The following is a 17,514-nucleotide window of genomic DNA, read 5'->3' as shown; positions in this document are numbered from 1 at the left end:
ATTCATCTGTATCTAAACGATTTTCAGCTTCGCCAACAACTCCTTTGAAGGCCGAAAGATATGCTTTAAGCGCATCATCACTATCATAAAGGGCATTAAAGATGCTCTTGGAAATGATTTTATAGTTCTTATGATAGATTGTAAAATGAAGGGAAGTTCCTCATGAAGCAGTATATCAACTGATTCTTTCACACAATCCTCCTCTAAAATAAGACCTTCATTTACCATCAGCCAATCACAAAAATACTCTTTCCTAAAATGACTACTCATTGTTTTCCTCCTTCTTTTGGATAGATAAAAAGAACCAATCCTAAAACGATCTAGGATTGGTTCATAAGGATAATATATATTTGTGATTAGTATTGTTTCAAAGGTCATTATTTATAGAATTTTTGTTCATCTTAAAAATCATTAGTTAAGATTTATCTCCAAAAAAGGCCATAATATCTAAAATATTTTTTAACGCAACTTCCTTTTTTTTATCATCTAACTCTACAACCTTTTGTTGTTTTCTTTGATTAATTTCTTCTAAATCTTTGAACACTATTGAATGAAATGTTTTGTTTTCTTCCATCTCTAATAACCCCCTCGTATGCTAGAATTATCTTATTATTAATCCAATAAAACCTTCTCTTGCTTACCATCTAAATACTTATCAATTTCGCTTTGCCATAATCCTAGTAGTTCTTCATCTACCTCAATATCAATATCCGACTCTTTCATTCCGTTTATTCTCTCTTCAATACTTCTAACAACAAATTTTTTACTTTTCACATTATCAAAAAAATCTTCTAATGTTTTTGTTAGATACTCATATTCACTTTTTTCGCTATCAAAAAAATAAATTTCACCATTATTTTTTTCGCTTATAGTAATAACTATTTGGTTCCCAAAACTATCTGTTGCAATTGGTAGATAGTGATTTTCTAAAAGTTCTTCAAAGTAGCTCATCTCTACTAGATAGGAAAAGTTATACTCTTTAGTTGCGTTCTTAAAGCCATAAAAAGCTCTTATATCACTAGATACCCCATTAATTTTAAATGTAGATTTTGGAGTGTTCCCACCATTATACTTTAATAAGAATTTTTTGTACGAATCAGGTAATTGCAAATCATACTTCTGTTCAAAGTCACTAACTTCATTAGATACATCTGTATTATCAAATTTAACTATTTTTAACATTTATTTTGCCCCTATTAATTAAATTAACTATTATGAATAGAGTCTGATTCAAATTCCTTTATTCAATATTAGTATCTGTTAACTCTCCATCAATACCTTCAAAAAAAACAGAGAGTACATCAGGATTTGACTTCATGAGTTTATATTTTTGTACTTTGTTTAATTCCGGCTTATATTTTATTCTACTTTCATTAAATTTATTCGATTGAATACGATTAAATAAATCCTTAATAAATGCTCCCCATTGAGGTAAATCTTTATTTTCAAAGGATTTTCTGTCTTCTAATAGTCTGTATCCGTCAGCTAAATAAAAAGTTAACAATGCCGTACTTAAATCACAAAATTCATTCTCAATTACTTCTTTAGGAATTTCAAATCCGTCATTCCAATTATAGTTTTCCACAAGTGAAAATAATTGTTCTGGATTATTTATTTCTTTAATTAACCTTTTTTTATCCACAGAGTCTTCATTATAAAGTATTTTTTTTATAATCTCTTTTTCTTTATCATTCATTTTTTTTAACTCCTCACATTTTAATTAAGTTTAGTCAAATATCTTTCCCACATTTCAACAGTGGCTCCTTGGCTAGGATACAAAGGCAAACCACTCTCTTGTAATTTTTTTAAGTTCTGCTGTAATTTAGCAACCTGTTCTTGTAATTCTTGAGGCGACAAATTTATATCAATTTTATCAAGCTGTCTTTTTACTACTTCACTATATGTTGAATGATACCCTCTATGCCGGGACATTGCACTGGATGCATCATCAGGAACTCTTAAAAATATACCATTAGTCGCATCATCTAAATCCATTCCCATTTTTTTAATAACAGAATGACTGCCTAATTCGGAAGGGATTATGTGCTGTGCTTGGTATCCTGACCATTTCCCCGATTTTTTTAGCCCCATTGACTCTAATAAATTTTTCCCTAACTTGGTTGAGCTCCCACCTGTAACTTTACCAACCTCACCAGGAACTAACCTTCCAAGTGTAGTTGCACTTTTATCTAACGCCTTATATTCTTTCCATTGTTTCTCGGTAATATGAATACCATCTAATGCTTTTCCTGATTTTTTTGCTAGTTTGGCACTCTTAAGGATATCCTTGATCTTGTCTGGCGGTAAGACACTTAACAATAACCAAAAACCCGCACCCATTTTTTGAACTTTAGTGGAGCCATCATCTAATAAGATTTCGACATCATCTAAGCCAACTAATATTTTCAAGATTTCAGGAGTCAATTTAGCCATTCCACCCAGCGCATCCAGTAATTCGGAAGATTGTAAGGCTTCGGAGGCTTCTTTTTGTACCTTCCCATTTTTTAACACCTGATAAAAGGTGCCATATTTGGTTTTAGTTTCTCTGATTTCATAATGGTCTTCTTCGTTTGCTTGATTGTATTTATCTAGTTGTTGATGCCAGCCCAGTGAGGAAAAATCCACTTCATTGTAGCCCTTTGAACCTCCTGCAAAGTTCTTACTTTCTCCCATAAAGGCAAGAGCTTCAGTAATAGCAACGATGGTTTCATAGACTTCATCAAAGCTACCTTGTGTCGTGTTTTCAAAGTACTCATATCTTTTTAACAGTTCAATTTCTTTTATTGTACCATTCATCGTATTTTGTGCAAAAAAATCTTTTAAAATCGGAACATCTTTAAAAACTTCAGCCATGGCTTCCATAAACTCTAATTTTTGAGTCTGTAGTCTACGCAATTCATTTTCCAACTCAACTAATTCATCTGTATCTAAACGATTTTCAGCTTCACCAACAACTCCTTTGAAGGCCGAAAGATATGCTTTAAGCGCATCATCACTATCATAAAGGGCATTAAAGATGCTCTTGGAAATGATTTTATAGTTCTTATGATACCTTTTACCGGAATCCCATGCTGTTCCAGTCAAGATAGTATCACTAGTGAAGGCATCATTTGACTGTTCGTAATCTTCCAAGTGAGACACGGTGGTTTGACGCAGAGCAGTCAGCTCATCTGACAAACTTTTTAATTCTTGGTAGTCGATTTTTGGCATTCAGTTTCCTCTTTTCTAGCTTGAACAGTCGCTTCTTCTAATTGATTTCTTTGAGCTGTTTTGTCAGTGATTGTTTGATCCAATTCTTCTTCTCCATTGGATAATACACGATTGAACATCTGCTGTTCTTCATCTAAAGAATCTAATTCTTGATAAACAGAACGTTCAGCCTCTGTTCCTTTGCTTAAAGTAGCCAATCTTTCCCAAATTTCACGCTCTTGTTTTGCAAATTTCTGAAAATCTAAATAAGCGATATCAATCGTATTTCTAGCTTTATTTAATCGTTGTACACCTGCTTCCGCATCTAAATACTCTTCATTTAATTGTCGACTACTTTTCTTAACTTCTTTTTGATGATTCATTACTTCCTCCCTAATTCCTGGTCCGTTTTCTGAATGGCTTCATGAATTTTCACTAAATTTCCAACGTCCACTTCAACATCTTTTTTAAATTCTTTCGTTCCATTTTTTAACGTAGAGAGACAGCTTTTTAATTTACTTACAGCTGTACTATTTGAATAAGAAATAGAATTTTGTAATGAAAAATCCACTTCTTTTACTGGTTGTTTCATTCCCTTAGTAAGAGTTGAAACCACTTCCTTATTTGTAGATACTTGTCCTGTCATGATTATTCTCCTTTAATTTGCAGACTCATACATGGTCATCTAATTCTTTACATCTTTACTTCCCATCCATTTATAAAAAAATAAATGTTCTTCTATAAATAGAATAACACTTTATATAGTATCTTGTCTATTTTATCAAAAACAGTTTACTAAGTTTTTATATGATAGATTTTTTATATTGCACATCAACATATTATTTCATTGTCATTCAAAAGCTTTTTCCAAACGCGAAAACCGTGATTGACCCTTTTCATATCGTTCAGTGTTAAAACGGTATTGGCGCTTGTTTTTAAAGGATTCCAACACCTTGAATTTCACCGACTATCTCCTGACGTTGGATGAGGAATCAAAAGCCAGCTATTTGTATGATCAAGATCTTTTTTATACCTTTAAACAAAAGGATTTTGCGTCCTTTGAAGCGTTGTTACATGCGATTCCTACCCAAGTATCAGAAGAGCTAAAAACCATACCTTGAAGAAGCATAAACATCGGATTGCCCCTACGTTCCAATTGCCTTACTCCAGCGGTCCTCTGGAAACCCTCAACAAAATCAAAACCTTAAAGCCCATTGCTTCTAGTTACCGCAGTTTCTCCAGTCTAAGACCAAGAATTTTACTGGCTTGTCGCACCACGCAAAAAGCAGCTTGAAAGTTCCCTCTCAAACTGCTTAAACCAAACCGATTTTATTCTCTTGAAGAAGACCCATCAACACCATTTGACGTAGAGCCATTTTAAATTTAAATAAGAGTACAAAAGTAACTCATCCGTCCTCATTGACAAAGAGTCCAATTATTTACCTTATTCACTTGCTAACTTTCTTACATAAAATTTTTCATCTGTTGCAATTCTGCTAAAATATTTTTCTTTGTTTCCAAAACTTCTCTAGCAAACTCTTTTTTACTTTCCTCAGTAATTCGATATTTTGGCACACTGATACTAAAAGCGCCATAGATTTCGCCGTCTAATACTAGAGAACTACCAATACAAAAAACTTCATTCTCGTTTTCCTCATCATCAAAGGCATACCCCTTTTTTTGTGCTTCAATGACTTCTTTCATCAATACGTCTTTGTCTGTGATGGTATTTGAAGTAAACGAGCGTAACTCAATTTGGTCTAAATATGTTTTAAGATCACTTCCACGGTACTCCGCTAACAAGGATTTGCCCATTGCTGAACTGTATAAAGGTGTGCTGATTCCAATGCGTGAATTTGTACATGTTATTGTTTTCTTAGTTTCCAATTTATTTACATACATCACTTTATCCCCTTCTAACATTCCTAGATGAACCGTTTCATCGAATTGGTCTTGCAAATGTTTTAGGTAAGGATAACTGATTTTAATCAAATCTAAATTCGCCAAATATTGATTAGCATAGCGAATTAACGCTGGACCTAAGCTGAACTTTTTCGTATCTGAATCCTTTTTTACATAGCCAATTAAGACCAATGTATCTAAGATTTTTAAAGTCGTTGGACTAGTCATTTCTGTTTCTTTGGCAATCATATTTAAAGGTTGCGGATTTTTACTCTCTGAGAGAAAATCAACGATTTTTGATGCTTTAATTAAGACTGTTCCATAAGGTTGTTTTTCAGTTGTCATCTATTCTCATCCTTTTAGCTAAATTAATTTAGTAAGAAGAACTATTCTTTCCTATTTAGAAATTCAGTATACCGTTAAATATTAAAAGATGCGAGAAAAATTTCTTATAACCATAAAAAGTTATTTTTTAAAGAGTAGTATGTAGTATTAAAACTAGCTGCTTTTTGACTAGCTAATTTTAATACTCCTGTTTGCTAATTATGCACTTACAGGGGATTCTTTGGATAATTTGTAAGTATAAACTATCCATAAACAAATGGCAATCATAACCATCAACTCCTTTTATTTTTATTTAGTTAGCTATTTTCTTGATCAAAAGAAAATCTCTCAAAGCTTGAACCCGCAGCAAAGAATGGGTCCGCTCTTCTATCAAACTTATGAACATCACTCTCACCTCTATTAAAACGTGGACTATGTTCCCCTTTAAATGAATGACCATGACCACCTCGACCTCTTTCAGGAAAATCCCCTTTACCATGACGCATTTGTTGCATTTTAGCTTTAAAATTTTCGATTTCTTCTTTTGGCATTTTTTTATCTAGTTCATTAATGATGCGTTCTATATATTCAGATAATTGGACTTGTTCATCAACAGATAAAACAGCAAAGATTGTTGCTTCATCTGTTGATTCTGATTCTTGATTGATTGCATTTAACCCGGCATCTGTTAACGTGATTTTTATACTGCGTTGATCTTCTTCACTTGAAACGCGAGTAATTAAATCATCTTTTTCTAGTTTAGCCAACAGCTCATTTAAGACCTGTGGGTGCATATCCAATAAATAAGCTAATTCTTTTTGACTAATTTCTGGTTGCATTTTGATGATAACTAATACGCGACCTTGTTCACGTTGCGGATTTCTACCAAAAGCCTCCATACGTTTTTTACCAAAATAGAAGTGTTGTAATTTATTCAATTGTCTAAATTGCTCAGTTAATGTGTGTTTTCCTTGGGTATTATTGTTTGTATTTTCAGTCATAATGTCATGCTCCTCTGTTTTCATTTTTTAGTAAGGTACCTTATACACGATATAATACAGGTACCTTACAAAAATGTCAACTATTTTTAATTTATTTATTTTAAGTAGTAAAAAAAGCGCATAAAATTCAAATTTTACGCGCTTTACTATTATTGACGAATATCAATCCAAGTGTATTTTTCAGCATTTAAATCTTCTTTTTTATCATCCATCCCTTGATTATTAAATGCATCAATAAACATTGAATCCAGCTTATCTTCATCCACAAGATAACCTAATTTGATAGTTATTGTTTTGCCAGGAGCGAGTCTCCCAATATTATAAAAGGCTTTTCCTTCACCGGCAGGTTCTAAATAATCGACTTCGCCAGTTTTGATTCCATTTTCAAACGTTCCATTTTTTTGTGCAAAAGTCCAACCATTTTTTTCTGATTTTAGTATTTCTAAAGATGGCGTCATATAAATCTCTTCAGTTGCTTTTGTTTTCATATTTTTAACTGAAGTTGTTATGAACACAAATTTTGGTTTGATTAACGTTTTATTGGTTAATTCATTAATTGTATTTTTGCCATCGCCAGCTTTAAATTCACTTCTTTGATAAGGAATTAAATTTTTAGCTTGATCCATTGCATTCGCTTCATTTAAACGCTCTAGAATAAAAGGATTAAAACTTTCTTCTTTGAAATTGACAAGTGAATCAAAAACTTCAACTTTTTCAATTGTATAGTCTAACTTACTCCCTTCAAACGTTGTTATTGGAATTTTTTGACCAACTTTAAATAATTTTTTACTCTCTTTTTCCAAGGGAACAATCTTACGATCAGCTACTGATGCTGGAATTTGGTTGGTTGAACGCTCTGAATCATAGTCTCTTATATAAGAAGCTACTTCCTTTGTTGTTGGTTTAAAAGAAATACTTCCTAAAACAGCCATCATTTGTTCATCAGAAACATCGCTACCAACGTAACTTTCTACAACAATTCCTTCCTCTTCAAAAACTAGATAGATATGTTTATTGAAGGAAAGCTTTTCTATTCCGTTATCTACATTAACGATAATTGCCTTTTTACCATTAATTTCTTTTTCTACATAATCCTTTGTGTTTTCAGCAATAAACTCATTTTTTTTGCCCACCCGCCACAATAAAAATGAAAATCCACCTTTACCATAGTTATCTTTAAATGAATATTTTAAGGACTCATTATTCATAGCTTCCATATTTTCAGGTAAATCTGCTATAACCAATTGATACTCTTTATTTATTTTCTTGTCATCTTTATTTATTAATGAAATCCTTGTTTCATATTTTTGTTGCTTCACTACACTATCATAAATTTTAGTTGCTGCAAAAACAGTTGTTGGTATGGCAATAAATAAAATTGCGGCGGCTACACTAATCATTTTTTTCTTATTATGTTTTATTTTTGATTGGCTATTTTTTCTAATGTCTCTCATAAAAACCTTTCTTTTCTGTTGGTACGTGTCTGAAAATTCATGATTTTTCTCTATATTATCAAAATCCTCTAATGCAATTTTTTCTGCTAGTTCATCTATTTTTTTTGAGCTCTTCAAATTCGTCATTTGGACTCCCTCCTATAATATTCATCACTCTTTTTTTGGCTCGTTCAAATTGTTTTCGTGCTGTCGCCTCGGTTATCCCCATTAATTCAGAGGTTTCTTGATAGTTTAATCCATAAAATATTTTGTATTTAAACACCTTTTTATAGGAGTCGCTCAGTGTACTTAGTAGCGTATCCATTTGTGCTTCAGACATTAAATACTGTTCCTGATTTTTCGTACTTGTTTCTGCTTCGTTCACTTCTTTTTGATATTCTTCAATGAATAAAGCTTGCCGTTGATTTTTTCGATAACTGTCAATCGCTTTATTCTTCGCAATTTTTAAAATATAACTCTTTAGCTCATGAGTATCTAACAGACTGATTTTTTCTAAATTTTGATACAGAGTAATGAATGTTTCTTGTGTAATATCTTCCGCTTGCTGGACATTCGATAAAATCGAGTAAGCTACGTAGTATATTTTTTGTTCATATAGTTGATATAATTCTTCCATTTTTTGATAATGATTCTTTACGGACCGCATCTAATTCCTCCTTTCAAAATATATAACGAATGGGGAGTAAGCTTTTGTGACATTTTTCAGAAAAAACGTATGTAGGTAGATTTCTTTATAATAAAATAAGCATTGATGGTTTTCCATCAACACTTATTTTTCAATCTAGGTTTCAGCTAGAAATTCACACTCTTTTTGATAACGAAGAGCACTTTGATCAAATTCGACTTGATTAAATACATAAGGTTTATTTTGACTAACCCGCATTAATTTATGCAGGCACATCTTCCAACCAGCAATATCCCGACCGGTATGCCCATTGACTGCTGTTATAATTTCTCTAAAAGTTAATTTTGTTTGTTGCGGTTTCACACCTTCTATATGAAACAATACTTGATTTTGATCCCATTGAAAACCAATAACTTCCTGCGGTTGATAGCTTAGAATCGGCATAGTGATTTTTTCCTCTGGAGTCATAATAAATTCTAGAAAGCCTGTAGCACCTAATTCGCCAATTTGCAACTCATTAAACCATTTTTGCAAACCTTCTGTTGTAGTTAATAATTCCCATGCCGTTTTTTGATCTACGTCTAAAAACAAGTCAAACGATGCTTCAATTGTCGCATCTTCCTGCGCTTCAATTCTCTCTTTCATCAGCATAACCCTCACTTTTTTATGATTTCGTTTCTCCGCTATTTTAACACAAAAAATTAGAATAAAATCAACTAAATACGATTACTCTTATTTTCATTTTACCTTGATCTTTTTTCATTGAATTTTCAAAAAAATATGCTACTATATAAGCATGAAACGAAGGTGACTCTGATGTCTATTAAACAAAAAAAACGTAATTTCAAAGTGGCAAGTCTAATTATTTCCATTCTTATTTTATTTTTTATTGGCACACAAACAACTTTACTAGCCCCTACTTATTATCGACTTCAACATTTTTTTACGGCTATGTCTACCCAAGAAGAGCAGCCTACCAATTCAATTCCCACGGTTCTCATTCATGGATATTCTGGTTCTAAATGGACTTTTTTTACAACTGATTTACGTTATAGCATCGAAAATATAGCCACGCCTTCACTTGTTTTAAGAGTTCAAAAAGATGGCTCACTCCAAACTTCTGGTGTTTATGATCCAGCCATGAAGCATCCAATGATTCGGATTGAATTTGAAGATAATACAGCAAAGCTCAAACAAAATGTTAAATGGCTATCGAGTGCTATGGCAGAATTGAAAAATACTTATCATATTAATCAAATAGATGTCATTGGTCATTCTTATGGTGGATTAGATTTTACTTACTTTACTGAATACCTCTATAATCAAGAAACCTTCCCAGAAATCCATAAATTCGTTGCCCTTGGTACCCCATTTAATGGTTCCGCCATTGGGGATGACGGAGTGACCGACTATGATTTAAGTTCAACTGGACCTAAAAAAGAATCAATTTATTTTAAGAAACTAAAAGAGCGACAAGATTCTATTCCAAAACAGTTGCACGTTCTAAATATTGTTGGTGATTTAGATGACGGGAGTCGCAGTGATGGTGCGGTAGCTGTTGATAGTGGTTTAAGTGCCAAATTTATCTTTCCATCAGAGAATTATCAGGAAGTAGCGATTACGGGATTTTGGGCTGCACATAGCCTTTTACATGAAAATCTCAAGGTTGATCGCTTAGTTCAAAAATTTTTATGGAATGACTAACATTATATCAAAACTCAAAAAAGTTAGATTTTTGTATCTAACTTTTTTTGAGTCGCGATTTTTTATAAGAAAATAATGCCACTATTCAACATACTTATCAATGCTTATTTTTAAATTACATAATAAATTTTTAGCATTTCCCGTGAGAATAACATTGACTTAACACAACTAAATAAGTATCACTATTACTTGCTCCTAATGTTATCTTTTTCATAAATAATTCCCTTTTCTATATAATTATAATCAATACTTTTTATTAATTTTTAATTTCATTTGAATTAAAAATTAACTTGATTCAGATTATAATTTGATTTACATTGTATAGTATATCAAATAAACGGAGGTGATAATATGGAAAATCAAAATAATTTTGATGTTGATTTAATTCTAGATGATTGGTTATTTTGAATCCATTTCACTATTAAATGAATACAGAAAAAATATGCATATGGACTATATGTTGTATAACAAGCCTTTGGCAAACTATAATTTTTTTATTTTAGAACCAGTTCAAACTACCTTTACTCTTGATAAAACCACTGTCGAGGAGTTCAGTCAAAAAAGTTCTAAACAAAAAGAGAACTCATTAAAAGTTATTGTATTTGATTCAAGTTTACTTGGTTCATATTTTGATTTTTCAATACTATTAGATCGACTGGGACATATAAAAAATCTTATATTAATTAACTCTCGATCAGGATTAAAACTAGATCAACAAGGTATGGAATTTAGCAATTGTGGATTACTTGATGTTTACCTAAATGAATCTTTAGATAAATTAAAAGGTATCAACTATTTATTAGATACTAGTAGTAACGATTTTAATATCCTTTACAATAAAATTATAACTATGGGAGGTGAACATGATTCTTAGAACAAATAAAAATTTTAAATCAATTTTTTCAATTGGTATCTTTACGAATATTGGTGATAGTATCTTTTTTATTGTAACTATGTGGTATATAGCTAACCATTCTACTAGTTCTTTTTATGTTGGCTTAGTCGTATTTTTATTTACACTCCCAGAAACATTATTACTATTTTTTGGTCCTTTTATCGATAATTTTAATCCCAAAAAAATTCTAACGGTCTCTACTTTAATCCAAATTATCGTTCATTTAGTCCTTATTTTATTATTTACTTTTAATCTAGTCAACATCCCCCTATTACTGATCTTATTGCTATTATCGGCCACAGCATCTTCAATAACCTATCCAGTTGAAGAAACAGTGATTCCTCAAATTGTTGAGAATCATGAAATCGTAAAAGCGAATTCATTGTTTAGCATTGCCTATAAGATGACCAATTCTTTATTTGATGGACTAGCTGGAATTCTTTTGGCTATTAGTACGGTTTCAATGATCTATGGGATAAATCTTTTTATTTTTCTAGTTCCTTTACTGCTGATACGCTCTTTGAAATTAACCTTAACTGTTCAACACAAAAAATCTTTTAAGTTAGCTAACTACAAGCAAGATTTAAAAGCGGGATTGCATTTTGTCTTAAAATCTAAAATTCGATTAATGGTTCTACCCTTGGCTTTTTTAAATTTTTTCACTGCAATTAATATGGTTTCTTTACCTTTTTTTGCTAATAGCCTCTCGACATCTCCTGCAACTTATGGACTTTTACTGAGTTTTAGTGGGGCAGGTAGCATGATTGGCGCCCTTCTTATAAACAAGATAGAGGAAAAGTCATTACCAGGAAAAATTCTGACTTTTGGTTTGTTTTTTAATGGAGTTATGTGGTTCTTAACAATCATCAGTCCTACACCCTATTTGGCTTATTTCTTTATTTTCTTAGCTAATTTGTGCATGGGAGGATACAATATCATCTTCTCCTCTTTATTCCAATTAATGACTCCTCCGCAGCTTTTAGGTAGAATTAATACTTCTGTAAATTCAATTATTACAATCGCAATGCCCATCGGTTCTTTATTAGGTGGGGTATTAATAGCCGTACTTCCTTTAAAAGTTGTCATGTCATTTAACGCTTTTGCCTTAGGGATAACAGCAATCATCTACTTTCTAAATAAATCCATTTATCAACTAGAACATTTCGACAAAATTAAACCTATTGAAATTAAAAAGACCTTCAAAAGTTAGACTATTATGTCTAACTTTTGAAGGTTTAACTAGTTAATTAACGTGCTTCTAACACTTTTGGTCCCTCTGGATAGCCAACAATAACGGTGTTCACGCGATCTAAGAAAAGACCGTGTTCCACAACTCCGGTTAAGCTGTCTAACCAGCTAGCTAATTCATGAGGTTTTTCAATCGTTCCCATCGCCAAGTCAATCAGCAAATGTCCACCATCGGTTACAAACTTTTCACCATTTTCATCTAAACGATAAGCAGGTTTATAGCCTTTTTTTTCAAAAATTCTGAATAATTGTAAGCTACCATAAGGCATGACCTCAACAGGCAAAGGGAAAGCCCCAAGTTCTTCAACCATTTTACTTTCATCCACAATCCAAATTACTTTTTTTGAATAATCTGCGACAATTTTTTCAAATAACAAGGCACCACCGCCACCTTTAGTTCCTTGAAAATCACGGCTAATTTCATCCGCGCCATCAATCGTTAAATCAATTACATCAACTTCATCCACACTTCTTAGAGGAATACCTAATTTTTCAGCTTGTTCTGTTGTTTGACTAGATGTCGTTACACCAATAATCGACATTCCTTCTTGTACCATTCTACCTACAGCCTCAACCATATAATAGGCTGTGGATCCTGTTCCTAACCCAACAACCATACCATCCTTAACGTACTCTGCGGCTTTTTCGCCAACCATTTGCTTCAAATTCATTTTCTTCCATTCCTCCTAGATTAGATGATTCCTAGTTTCTATTCATTTATTTATGCTGCATAAACTAGCTCAAATTGCTCACACACAACCATGATATCTGTTGAAAAAAGTTGATCATATTCCTCAAAGGCTCGCTTAAAAAACTCTTCGTGAACTTTACGCCAATACTCTAACGTACGATCGCCTTCGCCTTCTTCAATCGCAATTTCCTCTGAAACTTCATCAAAAGCTAAAATCGTTACTTTACGATTTTGAATAATTCCGATCGCTTCATCATTGCCATTTAACACAATCGAATAGTCGCCTACCTTTGGTACTGGTTCATTATCTATTTCGTAAAAACAAAAAGCACTACTAGTTGCTGTTTTTAATCCTTCTAAAACTAGCTCAGCTAACTCATCAGCCATTTCCTTAGTATTTCCAAAGGACCACGCTTCACAAGTTAAAGGAGCACTTGGGTTCTGCATTCTAAAATTTTCCCACAACTTATTAGCTGATTCATTCTCCATTAGTCTTCCACACCTTATCGCTTATTCAACTTTTATAAAAATAAATCCATTCCGTTGAAAGATTAAATTTTATTTAAGACATTATTTATTGTATCATATTTTGCTAGTTTTTAAGTGAAATACTTCTTAAAATCATCCTCATTAAAAAAATACCTCTACTTACAAGTCAAATCTTTTGGCTAATTTGAAGAAACTCAGTATACTTAAGTCAAATTAAAGCTAGTTCAAATAAAAACTTCTTCCTATGAAGATTCGGAGGTTATCAAATGATTGAGTCAATCGGACAAGTGATGTTATACGTGCAAGATCAAAGAAGCATTGCAGATTTTTGGGTAAATCAAGTTGGATTTGTTAAAGTTGGAGAAACAAGCAACGGGCATGGTGGATTTTCAATTGAGATTGCTCCTCGTGAAGGAACAGATACAAGTTTTGTCTTACACAATCGAGCCTTAATTGAAAAATTACAACCAGAATTAAATTTGGGAACGCCCTCTATTTTATTCAGTAGCTTTGACTTAGAAACTACGTACAATGATTTTAAGAAAAAAAATATCACAGTTGGTGATTTGGTAGAAATGGAAGGCATGAAAGTCTTTAACTTTGCAGATATTGAAGGCAATTATTTTGCTATCAGAGAAATCTAGTGAATGGAAAAACGGAATCTAAGGGATAACTAACTTATCCTCTAGATTCCGTTTTTTTATTTTAGAATAAAATCTTCGTAATACGTTGAATAGTTTTCATCATACTGTCTGAAGAAACATCTTGCACGGCCTCAGAACTAGTAAATACCTCTGTATCCACAGCTTGCTTTTCAGCATCGATACTGTCAGTCATTTCTTGACACCCACGAATAAATTCACTGTAGGATTTTAATAATTGCTTATGGACACCCAAAACTTTGACTGGTGCTTTTAATCCAACTAGAATAGTGTTGATACCACGGTACTTTTCAGTTCCTTCGGCAAATTTTTCTTTAATTGTTGTTAATTGTTCAACTGACAACTCAGTCACCTTATTTTGGTCTAACGCTTCTTTTAAAACTTCAAAATGGGGATTTAATGATTCACCAATCTCTTCTGTATCTGTAATTGCTGTATTTACTGCTTGAGCATAATAGTTAATATTTGCTTTCATGATTTTCTCCTAATCTATCTGATTGTATTTGGCTGTTTTCTAATCTATTCGTCAAAAGCCTCTATTAAGGATTATACCGTTTATCTGTCTAAGCGTAAATAGCAAAACAATTTTTAATAAATAAATTTATTCCTTTTATTAAAATAAATAACAAAAAGAGCCTGTTAAAGCGAACTAACTATCTCACTTTAACACGACTCTCATTTTTAACTAGCTAATTCGTTTTATTGAACTCTATCATTATTTACTGGTTTCGCTGGAGTTTTCTCTTCCGCTTTAGAATTATTATTTGCATCAAATTCTTTACGAGTCATTACATCATCAACATGCATATTGATTTCAACAACATCTAAACCTGTCATATCTTTAATTTGTTTTTTAACTTTGCTAATTGTTTGTTGGAAAATTTCAGGAATATTTTTACCATATTCACAAATAACTTTTAAATCTAAGGCTACTTGTTTTTCCCCAACTTCTGCATCGATTCCTTTTGTAATGTCCCCATTGCTTCTAAATTTATCAGTCAAATCACTAATGAAGCCACCACTCATTGAAAGAATACCTGAAATCTCACTTGTAGCAATCCCAGCAATTTTTTTAACTACCTGATCTTCATAAGTTAATGAATTTGTGTGAGTTTCTTGCGTTTGAACTGCTCCTGTTGTTCCATTAATTGTTTCTACCATAGTGAATCCCATCCTTTTCTATATTTTTATTTTTTTTACATTATATTTATCAGATTAACAATTACTTCATAAAGAAGGTTAACCATTGAGAAATATCAAGTTTGCCATCTCGCCAAGCACCGACCGCATAACCAACGGCAGCAAATAAAATAATGAGTAACGTATAACCAAACCCAAGTGTAATAAATAAAATCGCTACTAGTAAGCCTAATAAAAGACCAAGAATACGCCCTCTATAAGGATACCAAGGATTTCTTTGTGGATCTTTCTGCATATTAGAACCTCCTATAGACTAAATTACTCGTGGTGACTGATGATTTTTTGTTGATTTTGTAACTGGCTGCATCTTTGTTTCCTTAATCTGCACTTTTATTTTTGAAACTTTCACTTCTAAAGCGCTCTCAATACTATTTTTTACTAGAGCTTGAATTTCTTCTCCTAAGGTTGGCAAAGCTTTAGCATCAAATACTTCAACACTTACATCAATACTTGTGTCACTAACTTTACGTCTTAGCTTCGCTTTAACTTTTGGATTCTTCACATCAGGCAAATCATGAAACGAACGCTTAGCTGTTGATTCAATCGTTTTTTTAGAAATTTCAATCATTCCCATTGCCGTTTTAAGCGTTAAAAATTGATCTGGACTTGATGTAAAAATAGCTGTTAGCAGTAAAATCAAGAAAAAGATTCCTAAAATTCCGCATAGAATCACGATAGTATAGTCAAACCCACTGCCATGAATCCAACCAAATGTAACCCATTGAGATACATACGGTATCGGATAGAGAATTGCTGCAACAACTACCATTAAAAATAAACCAATTAATGAAATCAAACTAAGCAAGATGCGATTAAACAGATTCATTTTATCCCCCCTCAATTATTTTATCAATATCATTATATACATAATACCGTTATTTTAAATTAAATTCAAACAATAAGCCTTATAGATTTATAATCCCTAAAAATGACTTTATTCGTTATATTTGATTTGTATAAAACAGTTTAAACGTGTTTTGTTTTATAAATTTATAGATGATTAAATAAAAAAATAAAGCCAGTAAGAAAAATCTTACCGACTTTATTATAGGATTACTCAAAAAAAAACCTTCTCGTTAATGAAAACTCCATTAACGAGAAGGTCTTAATTTTTACATTTAGTTCATTAGGCTTTGTGCTGCTGTAATGATTGATAATTTGTATACATCTTCTTCATTACATCCACGAGATAAATCAGAAACAGGTTTATTTAAACCTTGTAGGATTGGACCAATTGCTTCAAAGTTACCAAAACGTTGAGCAATTTTGTAGCCAATGTTACCTGATTGTAATTCTGGGAAAACAAAGACAGTTGCATGTCCAGCAACTTCAGAACCTGGTGCTTTTTGTTGTCCAACTGAAGCAACATACGCTGCATCAAATTGTAACTCTCCATCAATTGAAAGCTCTGGAGCCATTTCTTGAGCGATTTTAGTCGCTTCTTCAACTTTTTTAGCTTCTGGAGCATTTGCTGATCCTTTTGTAGAGAAACTTAACATTGCTACTTTAGGCTCAATATCGAATAATGCTGCTGTTTTTGCACTTTCAACAGCGATTTCAGCTAATTCTTGTGCATTTGGATTTACATTGATTGCGCAATCTGAGAATAAATATTTTTCGTTATCGCGTCCACGTAGCATAATGAAAGCACCACTTGTACGAGATACTCCTGGTTTTGTTTTAATGATTTGTAAGGCTGGACGAACAGTATCGCCAGTTGAGTGAACTGCACCACTTACTAAACCATCTGTTAAGCCCATATAAGTTAACATTGTACCAAAATAGTTTTCGTCTTTTAGCAATTCTCTAGCTTGCTCTTCTGTTACTTTACCTTTGCGACGTTCCACAAAAGCAGCTACCATTTCATCGATTGCAGGATAGTTGTTAGGGTCAATAATTTCTAAATTATCAACAATAAATCCACGGTGTTGCGCTGCTTCTCTAACCGCTACTTCGCTACCGATTAAAACAGGCGTTACTAATTCTTCAGATGCTAAACGAACTGCAGCACCAATAATACGAGGTTCAGTTCCTTCTGGAAAAACAATTCTAATTTTTTTTCTAACAATTTTAAATTTTAGGCTATCAAATAATTCCACAATATTCCCTCCAGGATATACTTTTATTTTC

The 17,514-nt window shown here is 32.4% G+C and carries 26 protein-coding genes; 7 read left to right on the top strand and 19 right to left on the bottom strand.

The window, feature by feature from the left end:
- Positions 1 to 12: 12 nt before the first annotated feature.
- The 7 genes from BR43_RS14225 to BR43_RS14200 all read right to left on the bottom strand — a co-directional run bounded on the left by BR43_RS14225 (position 13) and on the right by BR43_RS14200 (position 3,835).
- On the bottom strand, positions 13 to 270 hold the full coding sequence (locus BR43_RS14225; RefSeq protein WP_034563087.1) for a hypothetical protein: 258 nt from the start codon (positions 268 to 270) through the stop codon (positions 13 to 15).
- Between the two features lie 145 nt (positions 271 to 415).
- Positions 416 to 574, bottom strand: coding sequence for a hypothetical protein (locus BR43_RS19975; RefSeq protein WP_157464049.1), 159 nt, complete (start codon positions 572 to 574; stop codon positions 416 to 418).
- A 38-nt stretch (positions 575 to 612) separates the two neighbouring features.
- Entirely contained in the window at positions 613 to 1,182 is a 570-nt protein-coding gene (locus BR43_RS14220) for an SMI1/KNR4 family protein (RefSeq protein ID WP_034563085.1), read from the bottom strand.
- A 58-nt stretch (positions 1,183 to 1,240) separates the two neighbouring features.
- Positions 1,241 to 1,696, bottom strand: coding sequence for a DUF4274 domain-containing protein (locus tag BR43_RS14215; protein ID WP_034563082.1), 456 nt, complete (start codon positions 1,694 to 1,696; stop codon positions 1,241 to 1,243).
- 20 nt (positions 1,697 to 1,716) lie between these two features.
- Positions 1,717 to 3,210: an AHH domain-containing protein gene (locus tag BR43_RS19660; RefSeq protein WP_084679947.1), complete on the bottom strand. Its 1,494-nt coding sequence runs from the start codon at positions 3,208 to 3,210 to the stop codon at positions 1,717 to 1,719.
- Entirely contained in the window at positions 3,183 to 3,572 is a 390-nt protein-coding gene (locus BR43_RS14205; RefSeq protein WP_034563080.1) for a hypothetical protein, read from the bottom strand. The genes BR43_RS19660 and BR43_RS14205 overlap by 28 nt, the downstream gene beginning before the upstream one ends.
- Positions 3,572 to 3,835 (bottom strand): DUF3130 family protein, encoded by a 264-nt coding sequence (locus BR43_RS14200; RefSeq protein ID WP_034563079.1) that lies wholly within the window; start codon positions 3,833 to 3,835, stop codon positions 3,572 to 3,574. The genes BR43_RS14205 and BR43_RS14200 overlap by 1 nt, the downstream gene beginning before the upstream one ends.
- Before the next feature lie 161 nt (positions 3,836 to 3,996).
- Here BR43_RS14200 and BR43_RS19970 point away from each other — a divergent pair, with 161 nt between their 5' ends.
- The 3 genes from BR43_RS19970 to BR43_RS20755 all read left to right on the top strand — a co-directional run bounded on the left by BR43_RS19970 (position 3,997) and on the right by BR43_RS20755 (position 4,483).
- Entirely contained in the window at positions 3,997 to 4,104 is a 108-nt protein-coding gene (locus BR43_RS19970) for a transposase (RefSeq protein ID WP_157464047.1), read from the top strand.
- A gap of 65 nt (positions 4,105 to 4,169) precedes the next feature.
- Positions 4,170 to 4,310 (top strand): hypothetical protein, encoded by a 141-nt coding sequence (locus BR43_RS20220; RefSeq protein WP_169741067.1) that lies wholly within the window; start codon positions 4,170 to 4,172, stop codon positions 4,308 to 4,310.
- Positions 4,307 to 4,483 (top strand): transposase, encoded by a 177-nt coding sequence (locus BR43_RS20755; protein ID WP_169741066.1) that lies wholly within the window; start codon positions 4,307 to 4,309, stop codon positions 4,481 to 4,483. The genes BR43_RS20220 and BR43_RS20755 overlap by 4 nt, the downstream gene beginning before the upstream one ends.
- A 170-nt stretch (positions 4,484 to 4,653) precedes the next feature.
- Here the strand turns inward: BR43_RS20755 and BR43_RS14195 are convergent, their stop codons facing one another.
- From BR43_RS14195 to BR43_RS14175, 5 genes are all read right to left on the bottom strand, one after another.
- Positions 4,654 to 5,436 carry an IclR family transcriptional regulator gene (locus BR43_RS14195; protein WP_034563077.1) on the bottom strand — a complete coding sequence of 261 codons (783 nt, stop codon included), beginning with the start codon at positions 5,434 to 5,436 and terminating at the stop codon, positions 4,654 to 4,656.
- 296 nt (positions 5,437 to 5,732) lie between these two features.
- Positions 5,733 to 6,416, bottom strand: a complete 684-nt coding sequence (locus tag BR43_RS14190) for a MarR family winged helix-turn-helix transcriptional regulator (protein WP_051933978.1) — start codon at positions 6,414 to 6,416, stop codon at positions 5,733 to 5,735.
- A 149-nt stretch (positions 6,417 to 6,565) separates the two neighbouring features.
- Positions 6,566 to 7,996 (bottom strand): ECF-type sigma factor negative effector, encoded by a 1,431-nt coding sequence (locus BR43_RS14185; RefSeq protein WP_034563075.1) that lies wholly within the window; start codon positions 7,994 to 7,996, stop codon positions 6,566 to 6,568.
- Complete coding sequence (locus tag BR43_RS14180; protein WP_034563073.1) at positions 7,962 to 8,516, bottom strand: RNA polymerase sigma factor; 555 nt, start codon at positions 8,514 to 8,516, stop codon at positions 7,962 to 7,964. Before BR43_RS14180 ends, BR43_RS14185 begins: the two co-directional genes overlap by 35 nt.
- 135 nt (positions 8,517 to 8,651) lie before the next feature.
- Complete coding sequence (locus BR43_RS14175) at positions 8,652 to 9,140, bottom strand: SRPBCC family protein (protein ID WP_034563071.1); 489 nt, start codon at positions 9,138 to 9,140, stop codon at positions 8,652 to 8,654.
- A gap of 171 nt (positions 9,141 to 9,311) precedes the next feature.
- On the opposite strand from BR43_RS14175, the gene BR43_RS14170 reads away from it, so the two are divergent.
- The 3 genes from BR43_RS14170 (at position 9,312) to BR43_RS14160 (ending at position 12,304) form a co-directional block, all read left to right on the top strand.
- The gene (locus tag BR43_RS14170) at positions 9,312 to 10,199 is read left to right on the top strand and encodes an alpha/beta hydrolase (RefSeq protein ID WP_034563069.1); all 888 of its coding nucleotides are present in this window, start codon (positions 9,312 to 9,314) and stop codon (positions 10,197 to 10,199) included.
- Positions 10,200 to 10,590: 391 nt separating this feature from the next.
- Positions 10,591 to 11,073, top strand: coding sequence for a hypothetical protein (locus tag BR43_RS14165; protein WP_034563067.1), 483 nt, complete (start codon positions 10,591 to 10,593; stop codon positions 11,071 to 11,073).
- Positions 11,063 to 12,304, top strand: a complete 1,242-nt coding sequence (locus tag BR43_RS14160; protein ID WP_034563064.1) for an MFS transporter — start codon at positions 11,063 to 11,065, stop codon at positions 12,302 to 12,304. Before BR43_RS14165 ends, BR43_RS14160 begins: the two co-directional genes overlap by 11 nt.
- Positions 12,305 to 12,341: 37 nt before the next feature.
- Here the strand turns inward: BR43_RS14160 and rpiA are convergent, their stop codons facing one another.
- Both rpiA and BR43_RS14150 read right to left on the bottom strand, forming a co-directional pair.
- Complete coding sequence (rpiA, locus tag BR43_RS14155; protein ID WP_034563062.1) at positions 12,342 to 13,013, bottom strand: ribose-5-phosphate isomerase RpiA; 672 nt, start codon at positions 13,011 to 13,013, stop codon at positions 12,342 to 12,344.
- Between the two features lie 50 nt (positions 13,014 to 13,063).
- Positions 13,064 to 13,522 carry an ASCH domain-containing protein gene (locus tag BR43_RS14150; protein ID WP_034563060.1) on the bottom strand — a complete coding sequence of 153 codons (459 nt, stop codon included), beginning with the start codon at positions 13,520 to 13,522 and terminating at the stop codon, positions 13,064 to 13,066.
- A 266-nt stretch (positions 13,523 to 13,788) separates the two neighbouring features.
- On the opposite strand from BR43_RS14150, the gene BR43_RS14145 reads away from it, so the two are divergent.
- Positions 13,789 to 14,166 carry a VOC family protein gene (locus BR43_RS14145; RefSeq protein ID WP_034563058.1) on the top strand — a complete coding sequence of 126 codons (378 nt, stop codon included), beginning with the start codon at positions 13,789 to 13,791 and terminating at the stop codon, positions 14,164 to 14,166.
- Between the two features lie 61 nt (positions 14,167 to 14,227).
- Here the strand turns inward: BR43_RS14145 and BR43_RS14140 are convergent, their stop codons facing one another.
- The 5 genes from BR43_RS14140 to pta all read right to left on the bottom strand — a co-directional run bounded on the left by BR43_RS14140 (position 14,228) and on the right by pta (position 17,483).
- On the bottom strand, positions 14,228 to 14,659 hold the full coding sequence (locus BR43_RS14140) for a hypothetical protein (RefSeq protein WP_034563055.1): 432 nt from the start codon (positions 14,657 to 14,659) through the stop codon (positions 14,228 to 14,230).
- 224 nt (positions 14,660 to 14,883) lie between these two features.
- A complete protein-coding gene (locus BR43_RS14135) occupies positions 14,884 to 15,345 on the bottom strand; it encodes an Asp23/Gls24 family envelope stress response protein (protein WP_034563053.1) in 462 nt (153 codons plus the stop codon).
- A gap of 61 nt (positions 15,346 to 15,406) precedes the next feature.
- Positions 15,407 to 15,619, bottom strand: coding sequence for a DUF2273 domain-containing protein (locus tag BR43_RS14130; protein ID WP_034563051.1), 213 nt, complete (start codon positions 15,617 to 15,619; stop codon positions 15,407 to 15,409).
- 18 nt (positions 15,620 to 15,637) lie between these two features.
- Positions 15,638 to 16,210: an alkaline shock response membrane anchor protein AmaP gene (gene amaP / locus BR43_RS14125; protein ID WP_034563049.1), complete on the bottom strand. Its 573-nt coding sequence runs from the start codon at positions 16,208 to 16,210 to the stop codon at positions 15,638 to 15,640.
- Between the two features lie 292 nt (positions 16,211 to 16,502).
- Positions 16,503 to 17,483, bottom strand: a complete 981-nt coding sequence (pta, locus tag BR43_RS14120) for a phosphate acetyltransferase (RefSeq protein ID WP_034563047.1) — start codon at positions 17,481 to 17,483, stop codon at positions 16,503 to 16,505.
- Between the last annotated feature and the right edge of the window lie 31 nt (positions 17,484 to 17,514).

Origin of the sequence: Carnobacterium gallinarum DSM 4847 (genome assembly GCF_000744375.1) — a bacterium.
GTDB lineage: Bacteria > Bacillota > Bacilli > Lactobacillales > Carnobacteriaceae > Carnobacterium > Carnobacterium gallinarum.
This window is presented reverse-complemented; position numbering and strand designations above follow the sequence as displayed.

Coding starts and splice junctions, on each gene's coding strand:
- BR43_RS14225 (WP_034563087.1), bottom strand. CDS start 270: ATGAGTAGTCATTTTAGGAAAGAGTATTTTTGTGATTGGCTGATGGTA.
- BR43_RS19975 (WP_157464049.1), bottom strand. CDS start 574: ATGGAAGAAAACAAAACATTTCATTCAATAGTGTTCAAAGATTTAGAA.
- BR43_RS14220 (WP_034563085.1), bottom strand. CDS start 1,182: ATGTTAAAAATAGTTAAATTTGATAATACAGATGTATCTAATGAAGTT.
- BR43_RS14215 (WP_034563082.1), bottom strand. CDS start 1,696: ATGAATGATAAAGAAAAAGAGATTATAAAAAAAATACTTTATAATGAA.
- BR43_RS19660 (WP_084679947.1), bottom strand. CDS start 3,210: ATGCCAAAAATCGACTACCAAGAATTAAAAAGTTTGTCAGATGAGCTG.
- BR43_RS14205 (WP_034563080.1), bottom strand. CDS start 3,572: ATGAATCATCAAAAAGAAGTTAAGAAAAGTAGTCGACAATTAAATGAA.
- BR43_RS14200 (WP_034563079.1), bottom strand. CDS start 3,835: ATGACAGGACAAGTATCTACAAATAAGGAAGTGGTTTCAACTCTTACT.
- BR43_RS19970 (WP_157464047.1), top strand. CDS start 3,997: ATGATAGATTTTTTATATTGCACATCAACATATTATTTCATTGTCATT.
- BR43_RS14195 (WP_034563077.1), bottom strand. CDS start 5,436: ATGACAACTGAAAAACAACCTTATGGAACAGTCTTAATTAAAGCATCA.
- BR43_RS14190 (WP_051933978.1), bottom strand. CDS start 6,416: ATGACTGAAAATACAAACAATAATACCCAAGGAAAACACACATTAACT.
- BR43_RS14185 (WP_034563075.1), bottom strand. CDS start 7,996: ATGACGAATTTGAAGAGCTCAAAAAAAATAGATGAACTAGCAGAAAAA.
- BR43_RS14180 (WP_034563073.1), bottom strand. CDS start 8,516: ATGCGGTCCGTAAAGAATCATTATCAAAAAATGGAAGAATTATATCAA.
- BR43_RS14175 (WP_034563071.1), bottom strand. CDS start 9,140: ATGAAAGAGAGAATTGAAGCGCAGGAAGATGCGACAATTGAAGCATCG.
- BR43_RS14170 (WP_034563069.1), top strand. CDS start 9,312: ATGTCTATTAAACAAAAAAAACGTAATTTCAAAGTGGCAAGTCTAATT.
- BR43_RS14165 (WP_034563067.1), top strand. CDS start 10,591: ATGATTGGTTATTTTGAATCCATTTCACTATTAAATGAATACAGAAAA.
- BR43_RS14160 (WP_034563064.1), top strand. CDS start 11,063: ATGATTCTTAGAACAAATAAAAATTTTAAATCAATTTTTTCAATTGGT.
- rpiA (WP_034563062.1), bottom strand. CDS start 13,013: ATGAATTTGAAGCAAATGGTTGGCGAAAAAGCCGCAGAGTACGTTAAG.
- BR43_RS14150 (WP_034563060.1), bottom strand. CDS start 13,522: ATGGAGAATGAATCAGCTAATAAGTTGTGGGAAAATTTTAGAATGCAG.
- BR43_RS14145 (WP_034563058.1), top strand. CDS start 13,789: ATGATTGAGTCAATCGGACAAGTGATGTTATACGTGCAAGATCAAAGA.
- BR43_RS14140 (WP_034563055.1), bottom strand. CDS start 14,659: ATGAAAGCAAATATTAACTATTATGCTCAAGCAGTAAATACAGCAATT.
- BR43_RS14135 (WP_034563053.1), bottom strand. CDS start 15,345: ATGGTAGAAACAATTAATGGAACAACAGGAGCAGTTCAAACGCAAGAA.
- BR43_RS14130 (WP_034563051.1), bottom strand. CDS start 15,619: ATGCAGAAAGATCCACAAAGAAATCCTTGGTATCCTTATAGAGGGCGT.
- amaP (WP_034563049.1), bottom strand. CDS start 16,210: ATGAATCTGTTTAATCGCATCTTGCTTAGTTTGATTTCATTAATTGGT.